At 71.1% G+C, this 19,760-nt stretch carries 18 protein-coding genes; 14 read left to right on the top strand and 4 right to left on the bottom strand.

Features of this window, described 5'->3' with window-relative positions:
• Positions 1-164 precede the first annotated feature (164 nt).
• Positions 165-902 carry an SDR family NAD(P)-dependent oxidoreductase gene (locus tag ACTOQ1_RS00850; protein WP_440063657.1) on the top strand — a complete coding sequence of 246 codons (738 nt, stop codon included), beginning with the start codon at positions 165-167 and terminating at the stop codon, positions 900-902.
• 10 nt (positions 903-912) lie between these two features.
• Here the strand turns inward: ACTOQ1_RS00850 and ACTOQ1_RS00845 are convergent, their stop codons facing one another.
• Both ACTOQ1_RS00845 and ACTOQ1_RS00840 read right to left on the bottom strand, forming a co-directional pair.
• A complete protein-coding gene (locus ACTOQ1_RS00845) occupies positions 913-2,736 on the bottom strand; it encodes a serine/threonine protein kinase (protein WP_440063655.1) in 1,824 nt (607 codons plus the stop codon).
• 98 nt (positions 2,737-2,834) lie between these two features.
• Positions 2,835-4,196 carry an FAD-binding oxidoreductase gene (locus ACTOQ1_RS00840; RefSeq protein WP_440063654.1) on the bottom strand — a complete coding sequence of 454 codons (1,362 nt, stop codon included), beginning with the start codon at positions 4,194-4,196 and terminating at the stop codon, positions 2,835-2,837.
• Positions 4,197-4,387: 191 nt separating this feature from the next.
• On the opposite strand from ACTOQ1_RS00840, the gene ACTOQ1_RS00835 reads away from it, so the two are divergent.
• The 3 genes from ACTOQ1_RS00835 (at position 4,388) to ACTOQ1_RS00825 (ending at position 8,512) form a co-directional block, all read left to right on the top strand.
• Entirely contained in the window at positions 4,388-7,168 is a 2,781-nt protein-coding gene (locus ACTOQ1_RS00835; protein WP_440063652.1) for an immune inhibitor A domain-containing protein, read from the top strand.
• A gap of 111 nt (positions 7,169-7,279) precedes the next feature.
• Positions 7,280-8,218, top strand: coding sequence for a diacylglycerol/lipid kinase family protein (locus ACTOQ1_RS00830; protein ID WP_440063651.1), 939 nt, complete (start codon positions 7,280-7,282; stop codon positions 8,216-8,218).
• Positions 8,219-8,356: 138 nt separating this feature from the next.
• A complete protein-coding gene (locus ACTOQ1_RS00825) occupies positions 8,357-8,512 on the top strand; it encodes a hypothetical protein (RefSeq protein WP_362693218.1) in 156 nt (51 codons plus the stop codon).
• Between the two features lie 110 nt (positions 8,513-8,622).
• Here ACTOQ1_RS00825 and mads6 read toward each other — a convergent pair whose 3' ends face one another.
• A complete protein-coding gene (gene mads6, locus ACTOQ1_RS00820; protein WP_440063649.1) occupies positions 8,623-10,323 on the bottom strand; it encodes a methylation-associated defense system protein kinase MAD6 in 1,701 nt (566 codons plus the stop codon).
• A 305-nt stretch (positions 10,324-10,628) separates the two neighbouring features.
• Here mads6 and ACTOQ1_RS00815 point away from each other — a divergent pair, with 305 nt between their 5' ends.
• The 5 genes from ACTOQ1_RS00815 (at position 10,629) to ACTOQ1_RS00795 (ending at position 14,108) form a co-directional block, all read left to right on the top strand.
• Positions 10,629-11,027: a phage holin family protein gene (locus tag ACTOQ1_RS00815; RefSeq protein WP_440063647.1), complete on the top strand. Its 399-nt coding sequence runs from the start codon at positions 10,629-10,631 to the stop codon at positions 11,025-11,027.
• Positions 11,024-11,740 carry a DUF3618 domain-containing protein gene (locus tag ACTOQ1_RS00810; RefSeq protein ID WP_440063646.1) on the top strand — a complete coding sequence of 239 codons (717 nt, stop codon included), beginning with the start codon at positions 11,024-11,026 and terminating at the stop codon, positions 11,738-11,740. The genes ACTOQ1_RS00815 and ACTOQ1_RS00810 overlap by 4 nt, the downstream gene beginning before the upstream one ends.
• Positions 11,741-12,748: a YihY/virulence factor BrkB family protein gene (locus ACTOQ1_RS00805; protein ID WP_440063645.1), complete on the top strand. Its 1,008-nt coding sequence runs from the start codon at positions 11,741-11,743 to the stop codon at positions 12,746-12,748.
• 301 nt (positions 12,749-13,049) lie between these two features.
• A complete protein-coding gene (locus tag ACTOQ1_RS00800; protein WP_440063644.1) occupies positions 13,050-13,625 on the top strand; it encodes a hypothetical protein in 576 nt (191 codons plus the stop codon).
• Between the two features lie 9 nt (positions 13,626-13,634).
• Complete coding sequence (locus ACTOQ1_RS00795) at positions 13,635-14,108, top strand: VOC family protein (protein ID WP_440063642.1); 474 nt, start codon at positions 13,635-13,637, stop codon at positions 14,106-14,108.
• A gap of 63 nt (positions 14,109-14,171) precedes the next feature.
• On the opposite strand, the gene ACTOQ1_RS00790 is transcribed toward ACTOQ1_RS00795, so the two are convergent.
• Positions 14,172-14,867 (bottom strand): TenA family protein, encoded by a 696-nt coding sequence (locus ACTOQ1_RS00790; protein ID WP_440063641.1) that lies wholly within the window; start codon positions 14,865-14,867, stop codon positions 14,172-14,174.
• Between the two features lie 204 nt (positions 14,868-15,071).
• Here ACTOQ1_RS00790 and wrbA point away from each other — a divergent pair, with 204 nt between their 5' ends.
• From wrbA to ACTOQ1_RS00765, 5 genes are all read left to right on the top strand, one after another.
• Positions 15,072-15,737, top strand: a complete 666-nt coding sequence (wrbA, locus tag ACTOQ1_RS00785) for an NAD(P)H:quinone oxidoreductase (protein WP_440063640.1) — start codon at positions 15,072-15,074, stop codon at positions 15,735-15,737.
• A gap of 150 nt (positions 15,738-15,887) precedes the next feature.
• A complete protein-coding gene (locus ACTOQ1_RS00780) occupies positions 15,888-16,406 on the top strand; it encodes a MaoC family dehydratase (RefSeq protein ID WP_362693245.1) in 519 nt (172 codons plus the stop codon).
• A gap of 74 nt (positions 16,407-16,480) precedes the next feature.
• Complete coding sequence (locus tag ACTOQ1_RS00775) at positions 16,481-17,641, top strand: acyl-CoA dehydrogenase family protein (RefSeq protein ID WP_440063638.1); 1,161 nt, start codon at positions 16,481-16,483, stop codon at positions 17,639-17,641.
• Between the two features lie 86 nt (positions 17,642-17,727).
• Entirely contained in the window at positions 17,728-18,183 is a 456-nt protein-coding gene (locus ACTOQ1_RS00770) for an HIT family protein (RefSeq protein WP_440063637.1), read from the top strand.
• Between the two features lie 279 nt (positions 18,184-18,462).
• Positions 18,463-19,659, top strand: a complete 1,197-nt coding sequence (locus ACTOQ1_RS00765; RefSeq protein WP_440063635.1) for a sensor histidine kinase — start codon at positions 18,463-18,465, stop codon at positions 19,657-19,659.
• Positions 19,660-19,760 lie beyond the last annotated feature (101 nt).

The raw sequence follows: 19,760 nt of genomic DNA, 5'->3' as shown, positions 1-19,760 counted from the left end.
CACCACAGCAAGGATGTTTGCCGCATCGCCGTGCTGCCCCGACCCTGGTCGCAGGCACCCCGCCGGAGGTGACCTTCCCGCAGGAGAAGGGAGCGCCGGATGACCAGAAGCAGCATGCCCGGCGCACCCACTGAACATCATCGAGAGCACGAAGAAGGAACACCGTGAACAAGGACCTCGCCGACCAGACGGCACTGGTCACCGGAGCCACCGCCGGAATCGGCCGCGCCACCGCCCTGGCTCTGGCCGAACGCGGCGCCCACGTCGTCGTCCACGGCCGCGACCGCGAGCGGGCCGCCGACACCCTCCAGCGCGTCGAAGCGCTGGGCGGCTCCGCCCGCTTCGAACCCGCCGACCTCTCCGACCCCGCCGAGGCGACGGCCCTGGCCGAACGCGCCGGGGACATCGACATCCTCGTCAACAACGCAGGCGTCTTCCACTTCGCCCGCACCGCCGACACCGACCAGGCGACCTTCGACGCACACATCAACATCAACCTGCGCGCCCCCTACCTTCTCGTCCAAGGCCTGGCACCCGCGATGGTCCGGCGCGGGCACGGCGCGATCGTCAACATCAGCAGCGGTGCCGCCACCGCACCGGGCCTGGGCACCGGCATCTACGGCGCCACCAAGGCCGCCCTGGAATCCCTCACCCGTGTCTGGGCCGCGGAATTCGGCCCGGCAGGCGTCCGCGTCAACGCCGTCGCGGCCGGCCCCACCCGCACCGAAGGCACCGCCGCCTTCGGTGACGCCTTGGAAGCCGCCGGAAAGGCCGTCGCACTGCAGCGCCCCGCGGACGCCGAGGAGATCGCCGGAGCCGTCACCTTCCTCGCCTCCTCGGCCGCCGGCTACGTCAACGGCACCACCCTCAGCGCCATGGGCGGAATGCCCGCCCTCGGCTGATACCACGTGCTCAGCCGCAGTGGCTCCAGCCGCTCTTCCAGGTGATCGACCCGTACGAGCCGCCCCAGATGACGCACTTCTTGGCGGCGGGGAGCCGTACGGGGCCCGCGTAGGCGGTGAACCTGCCGGGGTCGCTCCTGGTGGAGCCGCCTTTCACCTTGAGGATCGCGTTCATCGCGATCTTGGAGGGGACCACGTACCTGGACTTGGTGACGACGCAGTTCCTGCCCTGGGCGGTGTTGTAGAGGAGATGGACGGTCGCCGCGCGGCCCAGGGCCTTGGAGCTGACCACCTTGTAGCCGCTGCCGCAGAGGCTGGTGGCCTTGTAGGGGTTAAGCTTCGGGCGCGGCTTGACGGTGGGCGTGGGCGTCGGCTTCGGGGACCACGAGGGCTTGGGAGTGCCGCTCGGCGGCGGGGACGTCGGCATGACGATGACGGTCGTCGGCCTGGGGGTCCGCGAGGGGGATCCGCCGGGTCCCGGCGTCGGACCCTCCGCGGCGGGGTCCGGATTCCCGGCCGCCCTGGAGGACGGCTGCGAGGTGCGCCGGGACGGGTGCGGCGTGAGCGCGACGACCGTCTCGGTCTCCTTCCGCGAGGCCGTCTCCGAGGGCCGGGCGGACTCCTCCAGGGCGTCGGGCGGGTCGCCGGGGATGAGCGTCGGCTCCTGGTCCGCGGCCTCCGACACGGCGGGAGTCGCCGCAGGCCGCGCCGCCGAGGCCTCACCGTCGTCCTGGAGGAGCACCACGGCCCCGGCGGCCACGCCGAGCGCGGCCACCACCGCCACCCCGGCGAGCAGGAGCCCCACCGGCAGGGGCGCCTTCCTCTCGCCGGGCTTCTGGCTGTTCTGCCGTGATCCGGCCTGTCCGGGACCGCCCGCCGATGGTCTCGTCTGACCCCGCCCGCCCTGTCGCGCGGTCGTCCCGGGCACGGTCGCGGGATCGACGCCGGGTGCGGGACCGACGCCGGGTGCGGGGTCGACGCCGGTACCGGGGAGGGGGAAGGCGGCCGGGCGCGGGACCGGGGTGGTGGGGCCCGAGCCCATCAGGTGGCTGACGAGCTGTTCGGCGGTGGGGCGCCGGGCCGGGTCCTTGGACAGGCAGGCCGCGATCAGGTCGCGCAGCGGCCCCTCCAGCGTGCCCAGTTCCGGCTGCGCGTTCAGGATCCGGTTGATCACGACGGCGATGGAGTCCTGGCCGAACGCGGGCGTGCCGGTCGCGGCGAACACCATCGTGACGCCCCAGGCGAACACGTCGGCCGCGGGCGTCACCTCGCCGGGACCGAGCTGCTCGGGCGCGAGGTAGGACGGGGTCCCCATCGCCACCCCGGTCGCCGTCATCCCCGGCGAGTCCAGCGCCCTGGCGATGCCGAAGTCGATCACCACCGGGCCCTCGGGGCCCATCAGCACGTTGGCGGGCTTGAAGTCGCGGTGCAGGATGCCCGCGCGGTGGATCGCCGACAGCGCGGTGGCCGTACTGACGGCGAGGCGATCCAGGGAGGCGCCGCGCCGGGGCCCCTCCCGGTCGACCAGCAGGCGCAGGGACGGGCCCGGGACGTACTCGCTCACGATGTACGGACGGCTGCCGGCGAGGTCGGCGTGCAGCACGGCCGCGGTGCAGAACCGGGCCACCCGCTGCGCGACCGACACCTCGCGCAGGAAGCGGGCCCTGGCCTCGGGATCGCCGGTCAGCCCGTGGTGCAGGAGCTTGACGGCGACCTGCTCGCCCCCGGGCCCCCGCCCGAGGTAGACGATTCCCTGACCCCCCTCGCCGAGCCGTCCGATCAGCTCGAACGAGCCCAGACGCGGTGGATCCTCCTCGGTGAGCGGCCTTGTCACGATGGTCCCCCGAACAAACCCCGGAAAAATGCTTTATATGCGACAGAACGCTACCAGCGTGAGCGGTGATGAAGATTCGTTCCGGTGGGGAAACCCGCTCAGATGGCCTTGCCGGGGTTGAGGATGCCGAGCGGGTCGAAGACCTTCTTGATCCCGTGGTGGATCTCCTCGGTGACCGGCCCGGTCTCCAGCGCCAGCCAGCGCCGTTTCAGCAGCCCGACGCCGTGCTCACCGGTGAGCGTGCCGCCCATCTCCAGGGTCTCCCTGAAGAGCTCGTCGGCCGCCGCCCACACCTGCGGCGGCGGCTCGGTCAGGGCGTGGTCGAAGATGAAGACCGGGTGCAGGTTGCCGTCGCCCGCGTGGGCGACCGTGCTGATCAGCACGTCGTACTTGACCGCGATCGCCTCGATCTTCTCGATCATGTCCGGCAGCAGGGAACGCGGCACGCACACGTCCTCCACCAGGCACTTGCCCAGCCGCTCCTTGGCCTGGTAGGCCATCCGCCGGACCCCGATCAGCTCCTCGGCCTCCTGTGCCGACGACGACACCGCCACGAAGGCCGCGCCGTTGGCGGTGCAGAGCTCGGCCATGCGCTCGGAGACCGCGGGGCCGTCCACCGCGTCCGACTGCGCGATCAGCATCGCCCGGGTCGACTCCTCCAGCCCGATGTTGCGCCAGTCGTCGATGGCCTTGAGCGTGTTGCGGTCGAGCATCTCCATCAGCGACGGCTGGCAGCCGGCCGCGATGATCGCCGAGACGGCGGCGGCGGCGTCCCTGAGGGAGGTGAACTCGGCCGCGATCGTCGCCGGGTGGACCGACGGGGCCCTGCGCAGCCGCACCGTCGCCGCGGTGATGACCCCGAGCGTCCCCTCGGAGCCGACGAACAGCCCGGTCAGGTCGTACCCCGTCACGCCCTTCACGGTGCGCCGGCCGGTGTTGATCACCCGCCCGTCCGCGAGCACGACCTCCAGGCCCATCGCCGAGTCGCGGGTCACGCCGTACTTCACGCACCGCAGCCCGCCCGCGTTGGTGGCCAGGTTGCCGCCGATGGTGGAGATCTCGTACGAGGAGGGGTCGGGGGCGTACATCAGCCCGTGCTCGCGGGCGGCCCGGTCCAGGTCGGCGGTGATGACGCCCGGCTCGACCACGGCCGTCTCGTCGGCGGGGGACAGCTCCCTGATGGCCGCCATCTTGTGCAGCGCCAGCACGACGCACCCCTCGACGGCGGTCGCCCCGCCCGCCAGGCCGGTCCCGGCACCCCTGGGCACCACCGGCACCCGGTGCTCGGTGGCCCACCTCATCACGGCGACCACGTCGTCCCTGGTGTGCGCCAGCACCACGGCGAGCGGTCTCCCCGGCTCCAGGAAGGTGCGGTCCCGCGCGTAGGAGTCGGTGACGTCGGGGTCGGTCAGCACCTTCTCCGGTGCGAGCGCTGCGACGAGTTCGGAGATAGCGGTCACACGTTGGACTGTACGGCCTCTGCCAACATGCCTTCTCCGGACAAAACGCACTTTATTGCAGTTTCGCAACATCATTTGGACTCTTGACTCTGACTTTACCTTCTCGTCTAATCTCCCGGTTCGGCGCGCTCATACGGCGTGCCGGTGAGTGGGACGCGTCCGGCCAACCCGGGCGCAGGGAAGGGGACACGTTGTCCGGCAGAGTCAGCAGAGGAGGCGCCGGCAGGCGTTTCCTCGCGATAGTCCCCGTGCTCGGCCTGGCCGTCACGGGACTGGCCGTGGGCGGTGCGTCGGCCGAGAGCGACACCTCGGTCGCGCGGTACCAGCCGACCGCGGCCGACTACTACATCAACTACGCGCCCCCCAGGGACGAGCCGGAGGTCGACGACCCGGCCGTGCCGTCGGCGAAGGCGCGCAAGGTCAGCCCGTCCAAGAAGATCGCCGAGAAGTACTCCGCGGGCAACCCCGTCGCCGCGCGGGTGCTGGCGGCCCGTGAGGCCCAGGCGATCAGGACGGGGACCAACCCGGCGGACTTCCTCTTCAAGAAGTCGAAGACCGTCAAGACGGCCAAGCTCCTCACGCTGCTGGTGGAGTTCAACGACAAGGCCAACGACGACTTCTCCGGTTTCTCCCGCCCGCTCGACGTGAACAGCGAGGACCCGGCCGAGTGCGTCACCGAGCCGGCGGGCACGCTGCTCAACGGCCCGCTGCACAACAAGATCCCCAACCCGGCCACGCTGTCCCACAAGGACAACAACAGCTTCTGGGTGCCCGACTTCAGCCCCGACCACTTCAACAAGATGCTCTACACCAAGCAGGGCATCACCCAGCGCGTCCGCACCGACCTGACCGACCCCCGGGACGGCCGCAAGGGCATCGACATCTCCGGCCACACCATGAAGAACATGTACGAGGAGATGTCCAAGGGCGCCTACACGGTCACCGGGCAGGCCAGCCCGTGGATCAAGGTCCCGCACTCCGAGGCCTACTACGGCGCGCGCGCCTGCGGCCAGCCGGTGCAGGACATGAGCGGCCACCCGGACAACCCGCTCGGGGCCGGCCAGCTCGCCATCGACGCGGTCAACACCCTGGTCGCCACCGACCCGGACTTCCCCTGGGCCGACTACGACATCGAGGACGTCGGTGACGCCGACGGCGACGGCAACTTCGCCGAGCCCGACGGCGTGGTCGACCACCTGGTCCTGGTCCACGCGGGCAAGGACAAGTCCTCCGACGGCGGCGCCGAGGGCACCTACGCGATCTGGGCGCACTCCAGCGCGGTGGCCGGCGGCTACCAGGTGCCCGGTGAGAACGTGAAGATCTCCAACTACATCGTGCAGCCCGAGGACTCCGGCGTCGGCGTCTTCGCGCACGAGTACGGCCACGACCTGGGCCTGCCGGACCTCTACGACACCACCGGCCAGGCCTCCTCGGCCGTCGACTTCTGGGACCTCATGTCCAGCGGCTCGCACAGCGGCCCGATCTTCCAGTCGATGCCCTCCCACATGAGCATCTGGAGCAAGTGGATCCTCGGCTGGGCCAACCCCAAGGTCTTCAACCCCGGCGACCGCGGCGGCCTGGTGACGATCGGCCAGGCCTCGCGCACGCCCAAGCTCACCCAGGACGGCGTCCGGGTCAACCTGACCAGCCCGCCGGTCACGATGGTCGAGCCGCACAGCGGCACCAAGACCTTCTGGTCCAACTTCGACCAGGAGTGGGCCGACGTCAAGATCGGCCGTGACGTCCAGGTGCCCGCAGGGACCGACCTGAAGTTCTGGATGTGGAACAACTACGAGATCGAGGAGGACTGGGACTACGGTTTCGTCGAGATCTCCACTGACGGCGGCACCACCTGGGCCCAGCAGAAGGTCTACACCGAGGGCGGCGCCCTGGTCTCCACCGACGACGACTACGCCGACCCCAACAAGAACCTCGCCACGTTCGGCGACAAGAAGTACGGCCTCACCGGCAACACCGACGGCTGGCGGCACGACTACGTCGACCTCGCCCCGTTCGCCGGCACGACCGTCAAGCTGCGCCTGACGTACAACACCGACGCCGCCTTCACCCCGCGCGGCTGGCACGTCGACGACTTCGCGCTCACCAACGGCGCCGAGACCGTCTGGAGCGACGACCTGGAGAGCGGCGCCGCCGGCTGGACGACCGGCCGCGGCACCTTCAACGGCACCACCGGCGCGGGCTGGGTCGTCAACGACGGCAAGCGCGAGGTCTCCCGGTTCTACCTGGCCGAGTGGCGCAACTTCGACGGGTTCGACAAGGGCCTGCAGTACACCTACACCACCAACTACTCGCGTGAGGGCGCGTGGAAGGTGGAGAAGGTCAAGTACAACGCCCCCGGCCTGCTCGTGTGGTTCCGCGACTCGAACTACACCAACAACTCGCTGGCCAACAACCTCGAACTGGCGCCGAGCATCGGTTCCAAGGGCAGCCTGCTCCTCGTCGACTCCCACTTCGACCCGCTGCGGCGGACCGGCGCGGCGGCCGAGAAGGACCCCACCACGCTCAAGAACATGAACGGCCGCGTGCAGACCTCGAACGCCGCCTTCTCCTTCTCCAAGACCTACCCCTTCACCGAGTGCTTCGAGGGGCCGGGCGAGCCCTTCAGCGAGTACTGCACCAAGGTGGCCGCGCAGAAGGGCGTCTCCGAGTTCACCGACGCCAAGACCTGGTACCCCGGGTTCGAGGCGCGCGGCACCAGCCTGTTCTACCGCGACTTCGACGCCTCCACGGTCGTCCCCTCCAAGGACGACCAGTCCTACAGCACCCGGGTCGTCAACGCCGACGGCACCCCGGCCACCGAGCTGTACGGGACCGACATGGGCAACGGCCACGTCCTCGGCTCCGGCAACCCCGGTGACGAGGGCAAGGCGCTGGGCGTGAAGCTCAAGCTGGTCACCCCGTTCCCGGGCAACCTCGGCGCGATCGTGCAGGTCACCCCGCCCAAGAAGTAGATCACCCCGCCCAGCGGGCACATGAGGGCCCACGGGCCCCGGGGCCCCGCCGTCACCGACGGCGGGGCCCTACCATTTGAACGGGCAACCACCCGATCGGATAGGGGCAGCGTGGGAGAGCTTCGAAGCAAGGCCGAGCACACCGAGGCCATCCGGACCAAGGGCAGGGTCTGCGTGGTCGTCAACACGCGCTCGCGCCGGGGCCGGCGCCACTACCCCGCCGTGGTCCGCGCGCTGCGGGCCCAGGGGTTCGACTCGATCCGCTTCTTCCCGGTGGTCGACACCAAACGCCTGCGCGCCACCCTGGAGGAGGCCCTGGCCGACGAGCCCGACCTGCTCGTCGTGGGCGGCGGCGACGGCACGCTCAGCGCCGCCGTCAAGCACGTCGCCCACCGCGACGTCGCCCTGGGCGTGCTGCCCCTGGGCACCACCAACAACTTCGTCCGCAGCCTCGGCGTCCCCCTCGACCTCGCCGGAGCCATCCGGGTCCTGCGCACCGGGAAGGTCGCCGACATCGACCTGGGCGTCGCCGGAGACCGCGAGTTCGCCAACCTGGCCAGTTTCGGGGTCTCCGTGGAGGTGGCGGGCAAGGTGCGGCACGGGGTGAAGCGTCTCCTCGGCCGCGCGGCCTACCCGCTCACGGCCCTGACGATCCTCCCGGGCCACCAGCCGTTCCGGGCCTTCCTCACCGTGGACGGACGCCGCCACGAGCTGCTCACCCACCAGCTCAACATCGCCAACGGCCGCTTCCACGGCGGCTGGCAGGTCGCCAGGGACATCAGCATCGACAACGGCCGCCTGGTCGCGTACCAGCTCGGCTCGGGCAAGCGCCTGCGTCTGCTGCTGGAGACCATGGTCCGCGCCGGCAGCGGCCGCTGGCGCAGCCTGGCGGGAGGCCCCTTCGTGGTGGGGCGTGAGATGTACCTGGAGACCGACCCGCCGATGGCCGCCGACGTCGACGGCGAGGTCCGCCTGATGACCCCCATCATGATCCGCACCGTCCCCAACGGCCTGCGGGTGATGGTCCCCGACGATTTCGTCGACTCCTGAGCCCGATGCGGCCCGATGCGGCCCGATGCGGCCCGGAGGAGCCCCGGGGAGCCCGGTGCAGACCCGGGAGCCGGGTGCCGTGGTGATTGGAACCGGTCTCAGCGGGTAGTCGGAGGTTTCCGACAGATGGAGGACACCATGGCATCGCTGATGGATCGGGTTCGAAACTATCTGCGCACCCCGCAGGGACAGCGGCACATGGAGAAGGCCAAGACGATGGCCCGCGACCCGCGTAACCAGCAGAAGCTGCGCGGGCTCCTCGCCCGCTTCCGGGGCGGCCACACCCGCCACTGACGCCGCCGTCCGGCGGCGCGCCAGGGCCCCGGCCGAGGGTCAGGGCCCCGGCCCCCGCACGGCCGTCGGCCGGGCGGGCAGCCGGTTCGCCTCTCCTCTCTGGTGAATCTTTACGGCTGTTTTCCAGTGATACGCCGGAATCTCGTCCTGAGCCTGTCGAGCAGCGGCTCCGGTGCCGGTAGGCCCTTCCGGTGCTCGTCCTCGTACCGCGCGGGTGCCTGCGGGCCGGCGTCCCGCGGGTGGTCCGGCCCGCGATCCTCCGGCCGCCCGGTGTCCGCCACGCCGGCGCCCGCCGTGGCGGGACTCTCGGGAATCTCAGGGATCTCAGGGACGCCGGGGAACTCGGGGACGACCTCCCGAAGGGCCGGAACCTGGGGGTGGCCGAGGTGCCGCGGCCGAAGGTCCTGCGGCCGAAGGTCCTGGGTCCGAAGGTCCGCCACGGCGGGCTCCGGCGGGCGGGGCCGCCGTATCCGCCGCAGGTCGGCCAGAGCCTCGGCCGCGCCGGGACGCTTGTTCGTCGCGTGGTCGCGCATCCGCCGCAGCAGGTCCATGACCTCCACGGGGACCTCCACCGGCGCCTCGCCGGAGGCGGGCTCGGCGTCGGGGGTGACCGGGGGAAGCCTCCCGGTCAGCAGCCGGAAGGCGATCACCCCGGCCGCGTACACGTCGGAGGCGGCCGTCATCCGCTCCGGCATGGCCTGGCACTCGGGAGCCGCGTAATGGGTGTCGAGGACGTTGGGCAGCTCGTTGGCCACGGTGTGCGCGCGGGGGCCCGGCTTGGCGTAGTCGAACCCGGTGAGCATGGCCCGGCCCTCCTCGGTCACCAGCACGCACGCGGGGCTGAGCGCCCGGTGGATCACGTTGTTGGCGTGCACGTGGGCCAGGCCCAGCAGCATGTCCTCCACCACGTCCAGCCGGGCGGCGGTGGAGAGCGTGGAGGCGGGGGCGGTGAGGTGCAGGTGCAGCGCCTGGCCGTGCACGTCGTCGAGGACCAGCACGAACCGGCTCTCGTCGTCGATGGCGAAGAAGTCGCGGGCCCGCACCACGCACGGGTGCGGGGGAATCCTGGTGAGGGCCTGGTAGGCGTTGGTGATCAGCCGTCGCTCGGCCGCCCTCGGTTCCTCCTCGGCCAGCGGGTCGGCCCGGTAGACGCGCAGCAGGACCGTCTCGCTGCCCGGGACCGTCGCGTTGATCGCGCGGTACTCGGTGACCCGGTTGTCGCCGCCCAGCTGCTCCTCCACCACCCAGCTGCCGAAGCGCGGCGGCGCCGTGGAGCGCCGCACGCTCCCGTTGAGCGCCTCGATGATCGCGGTGCCGTACGGCGCGGTGTCCGTGGTGTGGCCGCGCCTGACGCGGGAGGCGTCGCCCAGCGTGCCGATCAGCCCGGCGAGGTCGGTGACGTGCCGCGAGTCGCGGCCGGCCGGGTCGACCAGCTCCGCGTCGGTCCCGGTGAGCACCACGAGGCTGTCGACGTAGACCCGGTCCAGCTCGCGGCGCTCCTGGGTGAGCAGGCCCTTGAGCGCGCGCCCGTTGCCGCGCAGCTTGGCGACGGGGGAGCCGAACGCCTCCCGCCGCTGCGGGAACCAGCGGGTTCCCGCGACCTCGATCCGGCCGCGGGTGCCCTTGACGTCGATGACGCAGAGCGAGTGACCGGTCAGGACGATCACGTCCACCTCGAAGGTGTCGTCCCCGCGGGGCACCTCGATGTTGTGCAGCAGCAGCCAGTCGTCCGGGGCGTTGTCTCGCAGATGCGCGATGACCCGTCGCTCGGCGTCGTTGACCGGGCTTCCGCCGCCGACGATCTGTGCCATCTCTAGCGTGCCGCCTTTCTGATCGCGCTCATCGTGCCACGCACCATCCCAAGAGGCTCATCTTCGCCCGTACCTCTACTTTTCCACCACTGGGACACGCGGGCCTCCCTACGATCATGGCGTAGTCCCGGCCGCGAGGCGTGATCGACGTGTCCCGCGCTCCAGGAACGCCCGGTCCCGCCGCGGCCGATGCCCCGGGTGCCGCCGGTGAGCACCCGCGTCCCCCTGTGATCATCGCAGCCAGGCCCATGTTTGCCGGGGGAGGAGAGGGTAGACGTCCTTTCCTGTAGGGGAGGAGGCAGCCCATGACCAACACCAAGGAATCACTGCCGACGTCCGAGCTGATCCGGCAGATGTCGGAGCAGGTCTCGCGTCTCGTCAAGGACGAGCTGCGCCTGGCCAAGGCCGAGCTGACGGAGAAGGGCAAGCACGCGGGAATCGGCGTGGGGTTGTTCGGCGGGGCGGGAGTGGTGGCCCTGTTCGGGACCGGTGCCCTGGTCGCCGCGGTGATCCTGCTTCTCGCGCGGGTCATGCCCCCGTGGGCGGCGGCCGCGCTCGTGGGCGGGGTGCTGCTGGTCGTGGCCGGCGCGCTCGGGTTCTTCGGCAAGCGCCAGGTCGCCGAGGCCGCCCCGCCGACCCCCGAACGGACCATCGAGAGCGTCAAGGACGACATCGACGCGGTGAAAGAGAGGGCGCACCGATGACTGAGACAGACCCGGGCGGACCCGAGCGGCCCCAGGCCGTGGCCGGAACCACCGGATCCCGCAGGAAGGGCGTCGACGAGCCGGTGACGCCGGACGAGAGCGGATCGCTGAACATCCCGCCGAACCAGCCGGACGGCACGCCCCGCGAGGACCTCGGCGTCACCGGGTCCGAGCGTGACGGCACGCCCCGGCTTCCGGAGGGCGCGGCGCTCGCCGCCGTCCCGGACACCGCGGCGACGACCACCCCGTACGCCAACACCGGTGCCACCGGCGGCGGCGCGACGGGGGGCGGCAAGACCGTCGGAGACGACGGGAACGACACGGAGAGCGTGCGGCGGGACATCGAGGACGCCCGCCGCGAACTGGGCGACACAGTGGAGGCACTGGTGCACAAGACCGACGTCAAGGGCCGTTTGCAGGAGACCGCCGCTCAGGTGGGCGACGACCTGCGCAAGGCGGGGGCGGCGACCGCCACCACGGCCACCGAGATGGTGGAGCGGGTCAAGGTGGCCGCTCCCGAGATGGTCGGGCGGGTGAGGGAGGCGGCCCCCGAGGTCGTCGGCCGGGTCAAGGAAGTGACTCCCGTCGAGATCAAGGACGCGGCGAACAGGGTCACGACCGAGGCGGGCAAGCGCCCGGTGGTGACGATCGCGGCGATCGCCGCGCTCGTCCTGGTCGTCCTCCGCGTGCTGCGGCGAGGCAAGAAGAAGTAGATGACCGGCAGGACCGGCAGGGCCGCCCCCGGCGATTCGCGGGGGCGGCTCGCCCTTGTCCCCGAGACTCCCTCGGAACTGCCCAGGAGGGCATGGTGGGGAGTCCTCAAACGGACCGTCCTGGAGTTCCAGCGAGACGGCCTGCCCGACTGGGCCGCGGCCCTCACCTACTACGCGGTGCTGTCGATCTTCCCCGGTCTGATCGTGCTGGTGTCCGTGCTCGGACTGGTCGGCCAGGACGTGATCTCCACCATCCTGGCCCAGGTCGCGGCGCTCGCCCCCGGCGACGTCACGCAACTGGTGAAGGACCAGGTCGACCAGGTGCGCGGCAGCGGCGGCACGAGGGGTCTCCTGGCGATCGTCGGCCTGCTGGTGGCGCTCTGGTCGGCCTCCGGCTACATCGCCGCCTTCGTCAGGGCCGGAAACGCGATCTACGACATCCGGGAGGGACGCCCCCTGTGGAAGCTGACCCCGCTCAGGGTCGGGCTGACGCTGGTGGTCGTCGTCCTGATGGCCGCCGCGGCGGTGGCCGTCACCTTCACGGGAAGGCTCGCCGAGTTGGCGGGCGAGGCCCTGGGAGTCGGCCAGACCGCGGTCACCGTCTGGGGGTACGCCAAGTGGCCGGTCCTGGTGCTGATCGCCGCGGGCCTGGTGATGCTGCTCTACTGGGCCGCGCCCAACGTCCGCCAGCCGGGATTCCGCTGGATCAGCCCCGGCGGGCTGCTGGCGGTGCTGCTCTGGGTCGTCGTCTCCGCCGGGTTCGCGGCCTACGTCGCCAACTTCGGCTCCTACGACAAGACCTACGGCACGCTCGGCGCCGTCGCGGTGTTCCTGATCTGGCTGTGGCTGTCCAACATGGCGATCCTGCTGGGCGCCGAGTTCGACGCCGAGCTCATGCGGGAACGCCGGATCGCCGGAGGCCATCCGCCCGAGAGCGAGCCGTACGCCGAGCCCAGGGACGAGGCGAAGGAGGAGAACGGCGCCCTTCCCGGTCCCGGCGAACGCTGACCGGGCGCCGGTGGAACGGGGAGGTCGCCGGAGATCCGGCCGATGCCTGTGCGCGCAAGCGAGCCAAACTCATGTCTGTCGGGGTAATCTGACCGTTTCCGGGTGGGCGGCGGACCCCCTCCTCTCCGCCCACCCGGGCCTTCCCGCGACCGATGTCCCCGCCAGGTATCCGTTTGCGGCCCGGAAGGGCGAACTATGCTGATCTCGGACGCGCGCGGAGCCGCGCGCATGTAGCGTTCTCGGGCAGGACACGATGTTCTCGGGCAGGACACGATTCTCGGGGCAGGACACAGGAGGTCTCATGCGCCGTGCTCTCGGGGTCGCCGCGGGCCTCGCCCTCATCGCGGCCGCCCTGTCCCCGCTGCCGCAGGCCCAGGCCAGCTGTGTCACCGCCGCCAGGAAGTGCCAGGGCGAGCCGCTGATCGGCATCGAGCTGGCGGCCGGGGCGGCACCGCGCCCCGATTCGCAGGGCCGGGTCTCCTACACCCTCGACTACTCCATGACCTGGACCCCCTCCTTCGCCCCCTACTGGGGCGCCTTCTGGGTGGGGGGCCGCTTCCCCGAGGGCGCGCGGGGCCCCACCCGCGCGGTGCTGCTCGACGGTTCCGGCGCGCGGATCTCCGTCCTGCGCTGCCGCGAGCGCTCCGACGGCGTCTGGTGTGCCGCCGGAAGCCACCTCCCGCACCGGGGGCGGATCGTCTTCACGGCCCGCCTCGCGCCCGGCACCGAGGCCAGGGCCGTGGCCAGGCTCGGCTTCGACAGCTTCGAGGGGCTCGACCGGGAGGAGTCCGAGCGCGGTCTCAGCCGGACGCAGGCGCGGGAGAGATTCTGCGAGCACCGTTTCACCACGAACGTCACGACGACGCAGGCGCCCTGAGGAGACGAGTTGAACGCCGTACTGACCGGTGTGCACCACCTCAAGATCTGGGTGAGCGACCTGGAGCGGAGCCGTTCCTGGTACGAACGGGTCCTGGGGCTGGAGCACCACACCAGCTTCCAGGACGAGGACGGCGTGATCAGGGGCATGAGCTTCACGGTCCCCGGCGCGGCCTTCCAGATCGCGCTGCGTGAGAACCCCGACCTGGCCAGGGCGCTCTTCGACGCCGACCCCTTCGCGCTCCAGGTCACCCGTGAGGGGCTCGACGACTGGGTCGCCCGTCTCGACGGTCTCGGCGTCCCGCACAGCCCGGTCTTCCGGGGCTCGGCGGGCCACGCGATGGGCTTCGCCGACCCCGACGGCGTCCAGATCCGCCTGTACGCCCCGGACGAGGAGGTCCACGCCGCCCAGGTGGGCGCCGGAGGCGTCTACCAGGGCCAGGCACCCGCCCCGGCCCCCGCCCCCGAGCGGGACCAGGACTGAAGGGTCCCACCCCGGAGGTGGAGGCGGGCGACCGTCCGGCGTGCCCGGTTCGGGGGCGAGAGGTCAGGAACCGGCGGCCATGTCGAAGAAGCGCAGCTCCAGCCGTACGGCGCGGCGGAAGAAGTCGAGCACGCGCAGCCGCCCCTCCTCGTCCAGCCCGGGACCCAGCCGGTCCAACTCGTCGCGCAGGAAGTGCACCCAGGCGCGGAAGGCCGGGCCCTCGTGCAGCTCGATCCACTCGCGGTGCACGAAGTTGTCAGGAAGCGGCTCCTCGGCGCGGGAGGCCCAGCCGAGATAGGACCATTCGGCCACGCACAGCACGGCCAGGACGAGCGGGTATTCCAGGCTGGTCCTGGCCTCGTCCATCAGGGCGCGGAAGTCCACCGTGACCGGCTCCAGCTCCGGGGAGGTCATCTCGGCGGGGGTGGCGCCGAGGGCGGCGAGGGCCCGGTGGAAGTACGTCAGCTCCTCGGTGGTGGCGATCTCGCCCAGGAACTGGCCGAACGGCACCCGCGACTCGAAGCTGTCCGCGCAGGCCACGGCCGCCCCGAGCAGGGCGGTGAAGGAGTCGACGAACTGGAAGTCCTGGACCAGGTAGCGGCGCATCTCGTCGTCGGGGACGTCACCCCGGGTGATCGAGGCGGCGAACGGGTGGCTCACCACCGCCGTCCACTCCGGCTCGCTCAGCGAGCGCATCCACTCGCTGAAGGCGGGATCGACGGCACTCACGCGCCACTCGTCGTAGGGGATCTGCTCCACGGGGCCTCTTCTCGCGATCTCGGCATCTCGGCATCTCGATCAGCGTGAATGCTAGCCCCGCCGGGCCCGGCGCGCGGCGGTCCCGCGCATTCCGCGATCACCCAGGTCAAGGAGTCTTTGCAGGTCAGGACGGGTTCTTCTGGGGATCGTCGGGCACGTTCCGGCAGGACGATCCCGAAAGGGCACCCGGAGGGATGTGAGGCCGTGACCGAAGAGGCCGTGACCGGGGACGCGGCGACCGAAGAGGCTTTGACCGAACCGGTCGTCAACGCCGCCGTCATCTACTACTCGGCCACGGGCACGGTCTTCGCGCTGGCCAAGGCGGCCGCCGCCGCGGCGGAGAAGGCCGGTGCCGAGGTCCGCCTGCGCAAGGTCAGGGAGCTCGCGCCGGCCGAGGCCATCGCGTCCAGCGAGGGCTGGGCCGCCCACGCCGCGGCCACCCAGTACGTCGTGGAGGCCTCGCTGGAGGACCTGGAGTGGGCCGACGCGCTCCTGTTCGGCACGCCCACCCGCTACGGCAACCCCACCGCCCAGATGAGGCAGTTCATCGACACCACCGGCCGGCTGTGGGCCCAGGGCCTGCTGGTCAACAAGATCGTTTCGTCGTTCACCGCGAGCTCGACGGCCCACGGCGGGCAGGAGAGCACGATCCTCGCGATGAACAACACCTTCTACCACTGGGGGGCGATCATCGTGCCGCCCGGCTACGCGGACCCCGTCCAGTTCCGGGCCGGCAACCCCTACGGCACCAGCCACACCTCCGACAACGGCACGATCCCGCCCGGCGACGTGCAGCTGGAGGCGATGGACTTCCAGGCCCGGCGGGTGGTGGAGGTCGCCTCGGCGTTCCTCCGCGGGCGCCTGCCCTGACGGCGGCGTTCCCCCTCGATCGCCGGGTGACCGGGGCGGCCTCGCCGACCCGGCCGTTTCGGCCTACCCGGAAACCGGTACGGAGCAGGTCATTGACCGCCGAAACACCGGACGATTAGCGTCGAGGTCCCGGCGTCCAGGGGAGAGACCGTGACCGTGCACGAACCCGGCCTCGGCCGGTACTACGAGGACTTCGTCGTCGGCGACGTCTACCAGCACCCGCTCGGCCGCACGATCAGCGAGGCCGACAACACCTGGTTCACCCTGCTGACGATGAACACCAACCAGAACCACTTCAACGCCCACTTCGCCGAGCGCGCCCCGGTCGGGAAGATCATCGTCAACTCCGGCCTGTCCGTGGCGATCGTGCTCGGCATCTCGGTGATCGACGTCAGCCAGACCGCCCTGATGAACCTCGGCTGGGACGAGATCAGGCTGACCCACCCGGTCTTCCTGGGTGACACCCTGTACGCGGAGTCGATCGTGCTGGACAAGCGGGAGTCGCGGTCGCGGCCCTACGCCGGGATCGTCACCTGCAAGACCCGCGGCCTCAACCAGGACGGCGACGAGGTCATGTCCTGGCGCCGCGCGGTGATGGTCTACCGCCGCGACGCGCCGCAGGACAAGAACTACTTCCCGCGGGCCAGGACCGGTCCGCTCACCCCCTGACGGCCGTGTCCCTCCGGCGGGCCCGGACCGGCCCGTCCACCCCCTGAGGACCGCTTCGCGGAAAGGACCCTGTGATGGACTTCGAGCTCGACGAGGAGCAGCGGCTGTTCCGCCGGACCCTGCGGGAGTTCGTCGACAAGGAGATCGTGCCGGTCGCCTCCGAGTGGGAACGGGCCGGCCGCTACCCCACGGAGATCGTCGAGGGCTTCAAGGAGATGGGGCTGTTCGGGATCACGATCCCCGAGGAGTACGGCGGGCTCGCCCTGGACCGGGTGTCGTTCGCCCTGGTCTTCGAGGAGATCGCCCGCGGATGGATGGGCGTGGCCGGGGTGCTCGGCTCGCACTCCCTGGCCGCCTGGATGATCGCCAGGTACGGCACCGAGGAGCAGAAGGACGTCTACCTGCCGGAGCTGGCCACCGGCGCCCGCCGTACCGGCATCGCGCTGACCGAGCCCGCGGCGGGCACCGACCTGCAGGGCATCCAGACGCGGGCCGTCCGCGACGGCGACCACTACGTGATCAACGGCACCAAGACGTGGATCACCAACGCCAGGCACGCCGACCCGATGCCCGTCCTGGTCAAGACCTCCGTCACCGACCCCGCGCACCGCGGCATGTCCCTGCTCCTCGTCGAGGCCGGAACCCCCGGGTACACCGTCAGCCGCGACCTGCCCAAGCTCGGCTACAAGGGCACCGAGACCTGTGAGATCGTGCTGCGGGACGTGCGCGTCCCGGTGTCGGCGCTGCTCGGCGGGACCGAGGGGCGGGGCATGCAGCAGGCCCTGTCGGCCCTGGAGCTCGGCAGGATCAACATCGCCGCCCGCGCGGTCGGCCTGTCCCAGTGCGCCTACGACGCCGCGCTGAGCTACTCGCGCGAGCGCCACGCCTTCGGGCAGCCCATCGCGGACTTCCAGGCCATCCAGCTCAAGCTCGCCGACATGGCCACCGACATCCAGGCGGCCCGGCTGCTGACCTACTGGGCGGCGGTCCGCTCCGAGAGCGGCGCGGTGAACTCCGAGGCCGCGATGGCCAAGTACTTCGCCTCCGAGGTCGCGCTGCGCGCCACCACGGAGGCGATGCGGATCCACGGCGGCTACGGCTACTCGCAGGAGTTCGTCCTCGAACGCCTCTACCGGGACGCGCCCCTGATGGCCATCGGCGAGGGCACCAACGACATCCAGCGGATGGTCATCGCGAGGTCCCTCATCTCGGGTGCGGCCAAGCTCGGCTGGTGACGCCCGGTGACGCCTTGACGAGACGGTCCCGCTCCGGCGCCGCCGGGGGATCGTGCGGGCCGCCCGGCGTCTCCTATCCTGACGTGATGCCGGTTTCCGAAGTGGTGCCAGGTGAGGGCTGTCTGTTCTGTGCCATCGCGGCCGGGGAGCGACCGGCCCACGTCGTCCTCTCCGACGGCGTGGCCGCCGCCTTCCTGGACACGCGGCCGGTCTTCAAGGGCCACGTCCTCGTGGTCCCGCGAACCCACGCCGAGACGCTGGCCGACCTGCCGGTCGCGATGGTCGGCCCGTTCTTCGAGCGCGTCCGCGCCCTCTCCGCCGCCGTCGAGCGGGGCCTGGAGGCGGCCGGTACGTTCGTCGCGATGAACAACCGGATCAGCCAGAGCGTCCCGCACCTGCACACCCACATCGTTCCCCGCAACCGCAAGGACGGCCTGCGCGGCTTCTTCTGGCCCCGTACGAAATACGAGGACCCCGCCGAGGCCGAGTCCTACGCCCGCCGCATCCGCGAGGCCCTGCCGTTGGGGACCGAGCGGCCCTGAGCGCGGCCCTGACCGCGTTCCCGCACCGGTTTCACGGCCCGGCCGGACATGGGGCTCGGCGATGAGCGTCCGGCCGTCTCCGGCCGCGGGGAAGGCGGCGGGCGGACCCGCGCGGCCGGAAGGGTGACGCATCATCTTGATCTACAAGGTAAAGGGGTCGGGCCGGGTGCTCACCTCGTACCGCAGGGAAGATCCTGTTCAACCCTGTTCCGATGTGGAAGGAGGGTGTGATCCCGATGGGTGAGGCGCGGGCGTGGCCGGGCGTATAAGGTCCGGAGCGTGGAACCCCTCGTTGCCGTGTTGCTGGTCGCCGCCCTGGTCGGCGTACCCGCCCTGGTGCTGTGGCGGGTGCTGCGCGGGCGCAGGGAGCTGGGCAGCAGTCCCGCGGAGCGGGCCACGTTCGAGACCCTGCACACCGCCTCCCTGGCCGCGCCGCCGCTGCGGGCGGGGCTGACCGAGGCGGGGGCGCAGAAGGCGTCCCGCTATCTTCGGGAGCTGCTGGGCTCCCCGGCGCTGGCGATCACGGACGAGGAGCGGCTGCTGGTCTACGACGGCGAGGGCGACCATCACGCCCGCGAGGCGTTCGCCCACGCCGCCAAGACGCTCGCCGGGGGCCGGACCCGGGTCCTGGGCCCCGAGGTGGTCTCGTGCGAGCTTCCCGAGTGCCCGATCAGGTTCGCCGTGGTGGTGCCGCTCACCACCGACGGCAGGGTGGTGGGCTCTCTCGCCTCGTACGGCGGGCACGCCTCGGCGGGTCTGGTCAGGGCCGCCCACGAGGTCGCGAACTGGGTCGACTCGCAGCTGGAGCTGGCCGAGCTGGACCGGTCGAGGACGCGTCTGATGGAGGCCGAGGTCCGGGCGCTGCGCGCGCAGATCTCCCCGCACTTCATCTACAACTCGTTGACGACCATCGCCAGCTTCGTCCGTTCCGACCCCGACCGGTCCCGCGAGTTGCTGCTGGAGTTCGCCGACTTCACCCGGTACTCCTTCCGGCGGCACGGGGAGTTCACCACGCTGGCCGAGGAGCTGCGTTCCATCGACCGCTACCTCACCTTGGAGCGGGCTCGTTTCGGCGATCAGCTCCAGGTGACGCTGCGCATCGCTCCCGAGGTGCTCGCGGTCGCGGTGCCGTTCCTGTGCCTGCAGCCCCTGGTGGAGAACGCGGTCCAGCACGGGCTGGAGAGCAAGCCCGGGGTCGGGCGGATCTCGATCGTCGCCGAGGACGCCGGGGCCGAGTGCCGGATCAGCGTGGAGGACGACGGTGTCGGCATGGAGCCCGACCGTCTGCGCCGCATCCTGGCCGGTGACGCCGACGAGCGCTCGGGGGCGGGGGGAGTGGGGCTGGTCAACGTGGACGAGCGGTTGCGCCAGGTCTACGGTGACGAGTACGGCCTGGTGGCGGAGACGGCCAAGGGGGCGGGAACGAAGGTCAGCGTCCGCCTGCCCAAGTACCATCCGGGTGTCTCCGCCCGTTGAGCCCGCGCCTGGTCCGGACCTTTCCCCCTACCGAGAAGTTGACAGGCGATGTCTGATTCATCACCCTCTAGAAATTCCCTCGTGAACGATCTGGAGGAGTG

This window comes from Streptosporangium sp. OZ121, assembly GCF_051918885.1.
GTDB lineage: Bacteria > Actinomycetota > Actinomycetes > Streptosporangiales > Streptosporangiaceae > Streptosporangium.
Note: the sequence above shows the minus strand (reverse complement) of the source record. Positions and strands in the feature narration are given on the sequence as shown.

Bases quoted from the DNA above. Each gene is read 5' to 3' on its own strand.
- ACTOQ1_RS00800 (WP_440063644.1), top strand. From the start codon at position 13,050: ATGCGCCGTGCTCTCGGGGTCGCCGCGGGCCTCGCCCTCATCGCGGCC.
- ACTOQ1_RS00810 (WP_440063646.1), top strand. From the start codon at position 11,024: ATGACTGAGACAGACCCGGGCGGACCCGAGCGGCCCCAGGCCGTGGCC.
- ACTOQ1_RS00825 (WP_362693218.1), top strand. From the start codon at position 8,357: ATGGCATCGCTGATGGATCGGGTTCGAAACTATCTGCGCACCCCGCAG.
- ACTOQ1_RS00775 (WP_440063638.1), top strand. From the start codon at position 16,481: ATGGACTTCGAGCTCGACGAGGAGCAGCGGCTGTTCCGCCGGACCCTG.
- ACTOQ1_RS00770 (WP_440063637.1), top strand. From the start codon at position 17,728: ATGCCGGTTTCCGAAGTGGTGCCAGGTGAGGGCTGTCTGTTCTGTGCC.
- ACTOQ1_RS00805 (WP_440063645.1), top strand. From the start codon at position 11,741: ATGACCGGCAGGACCGGCAGGGCCGCCCCCGGCGATTCGCGGGGGCGG.
- ACTOQ1_RS00815 (WP_440063647.1), top strand. From the start codon at position 10,629: ATGACCAACACCAAGGAATCACTGCCGACGTCCGAGCTGATCCGGCAG.
- mads6 (WP_440063649.1), bottom strand. From the start codon at position 10,323: ATGGCACAGATCGTCGGCGGCGGAAGCCCGGTCAACGACGCCGAGCGA.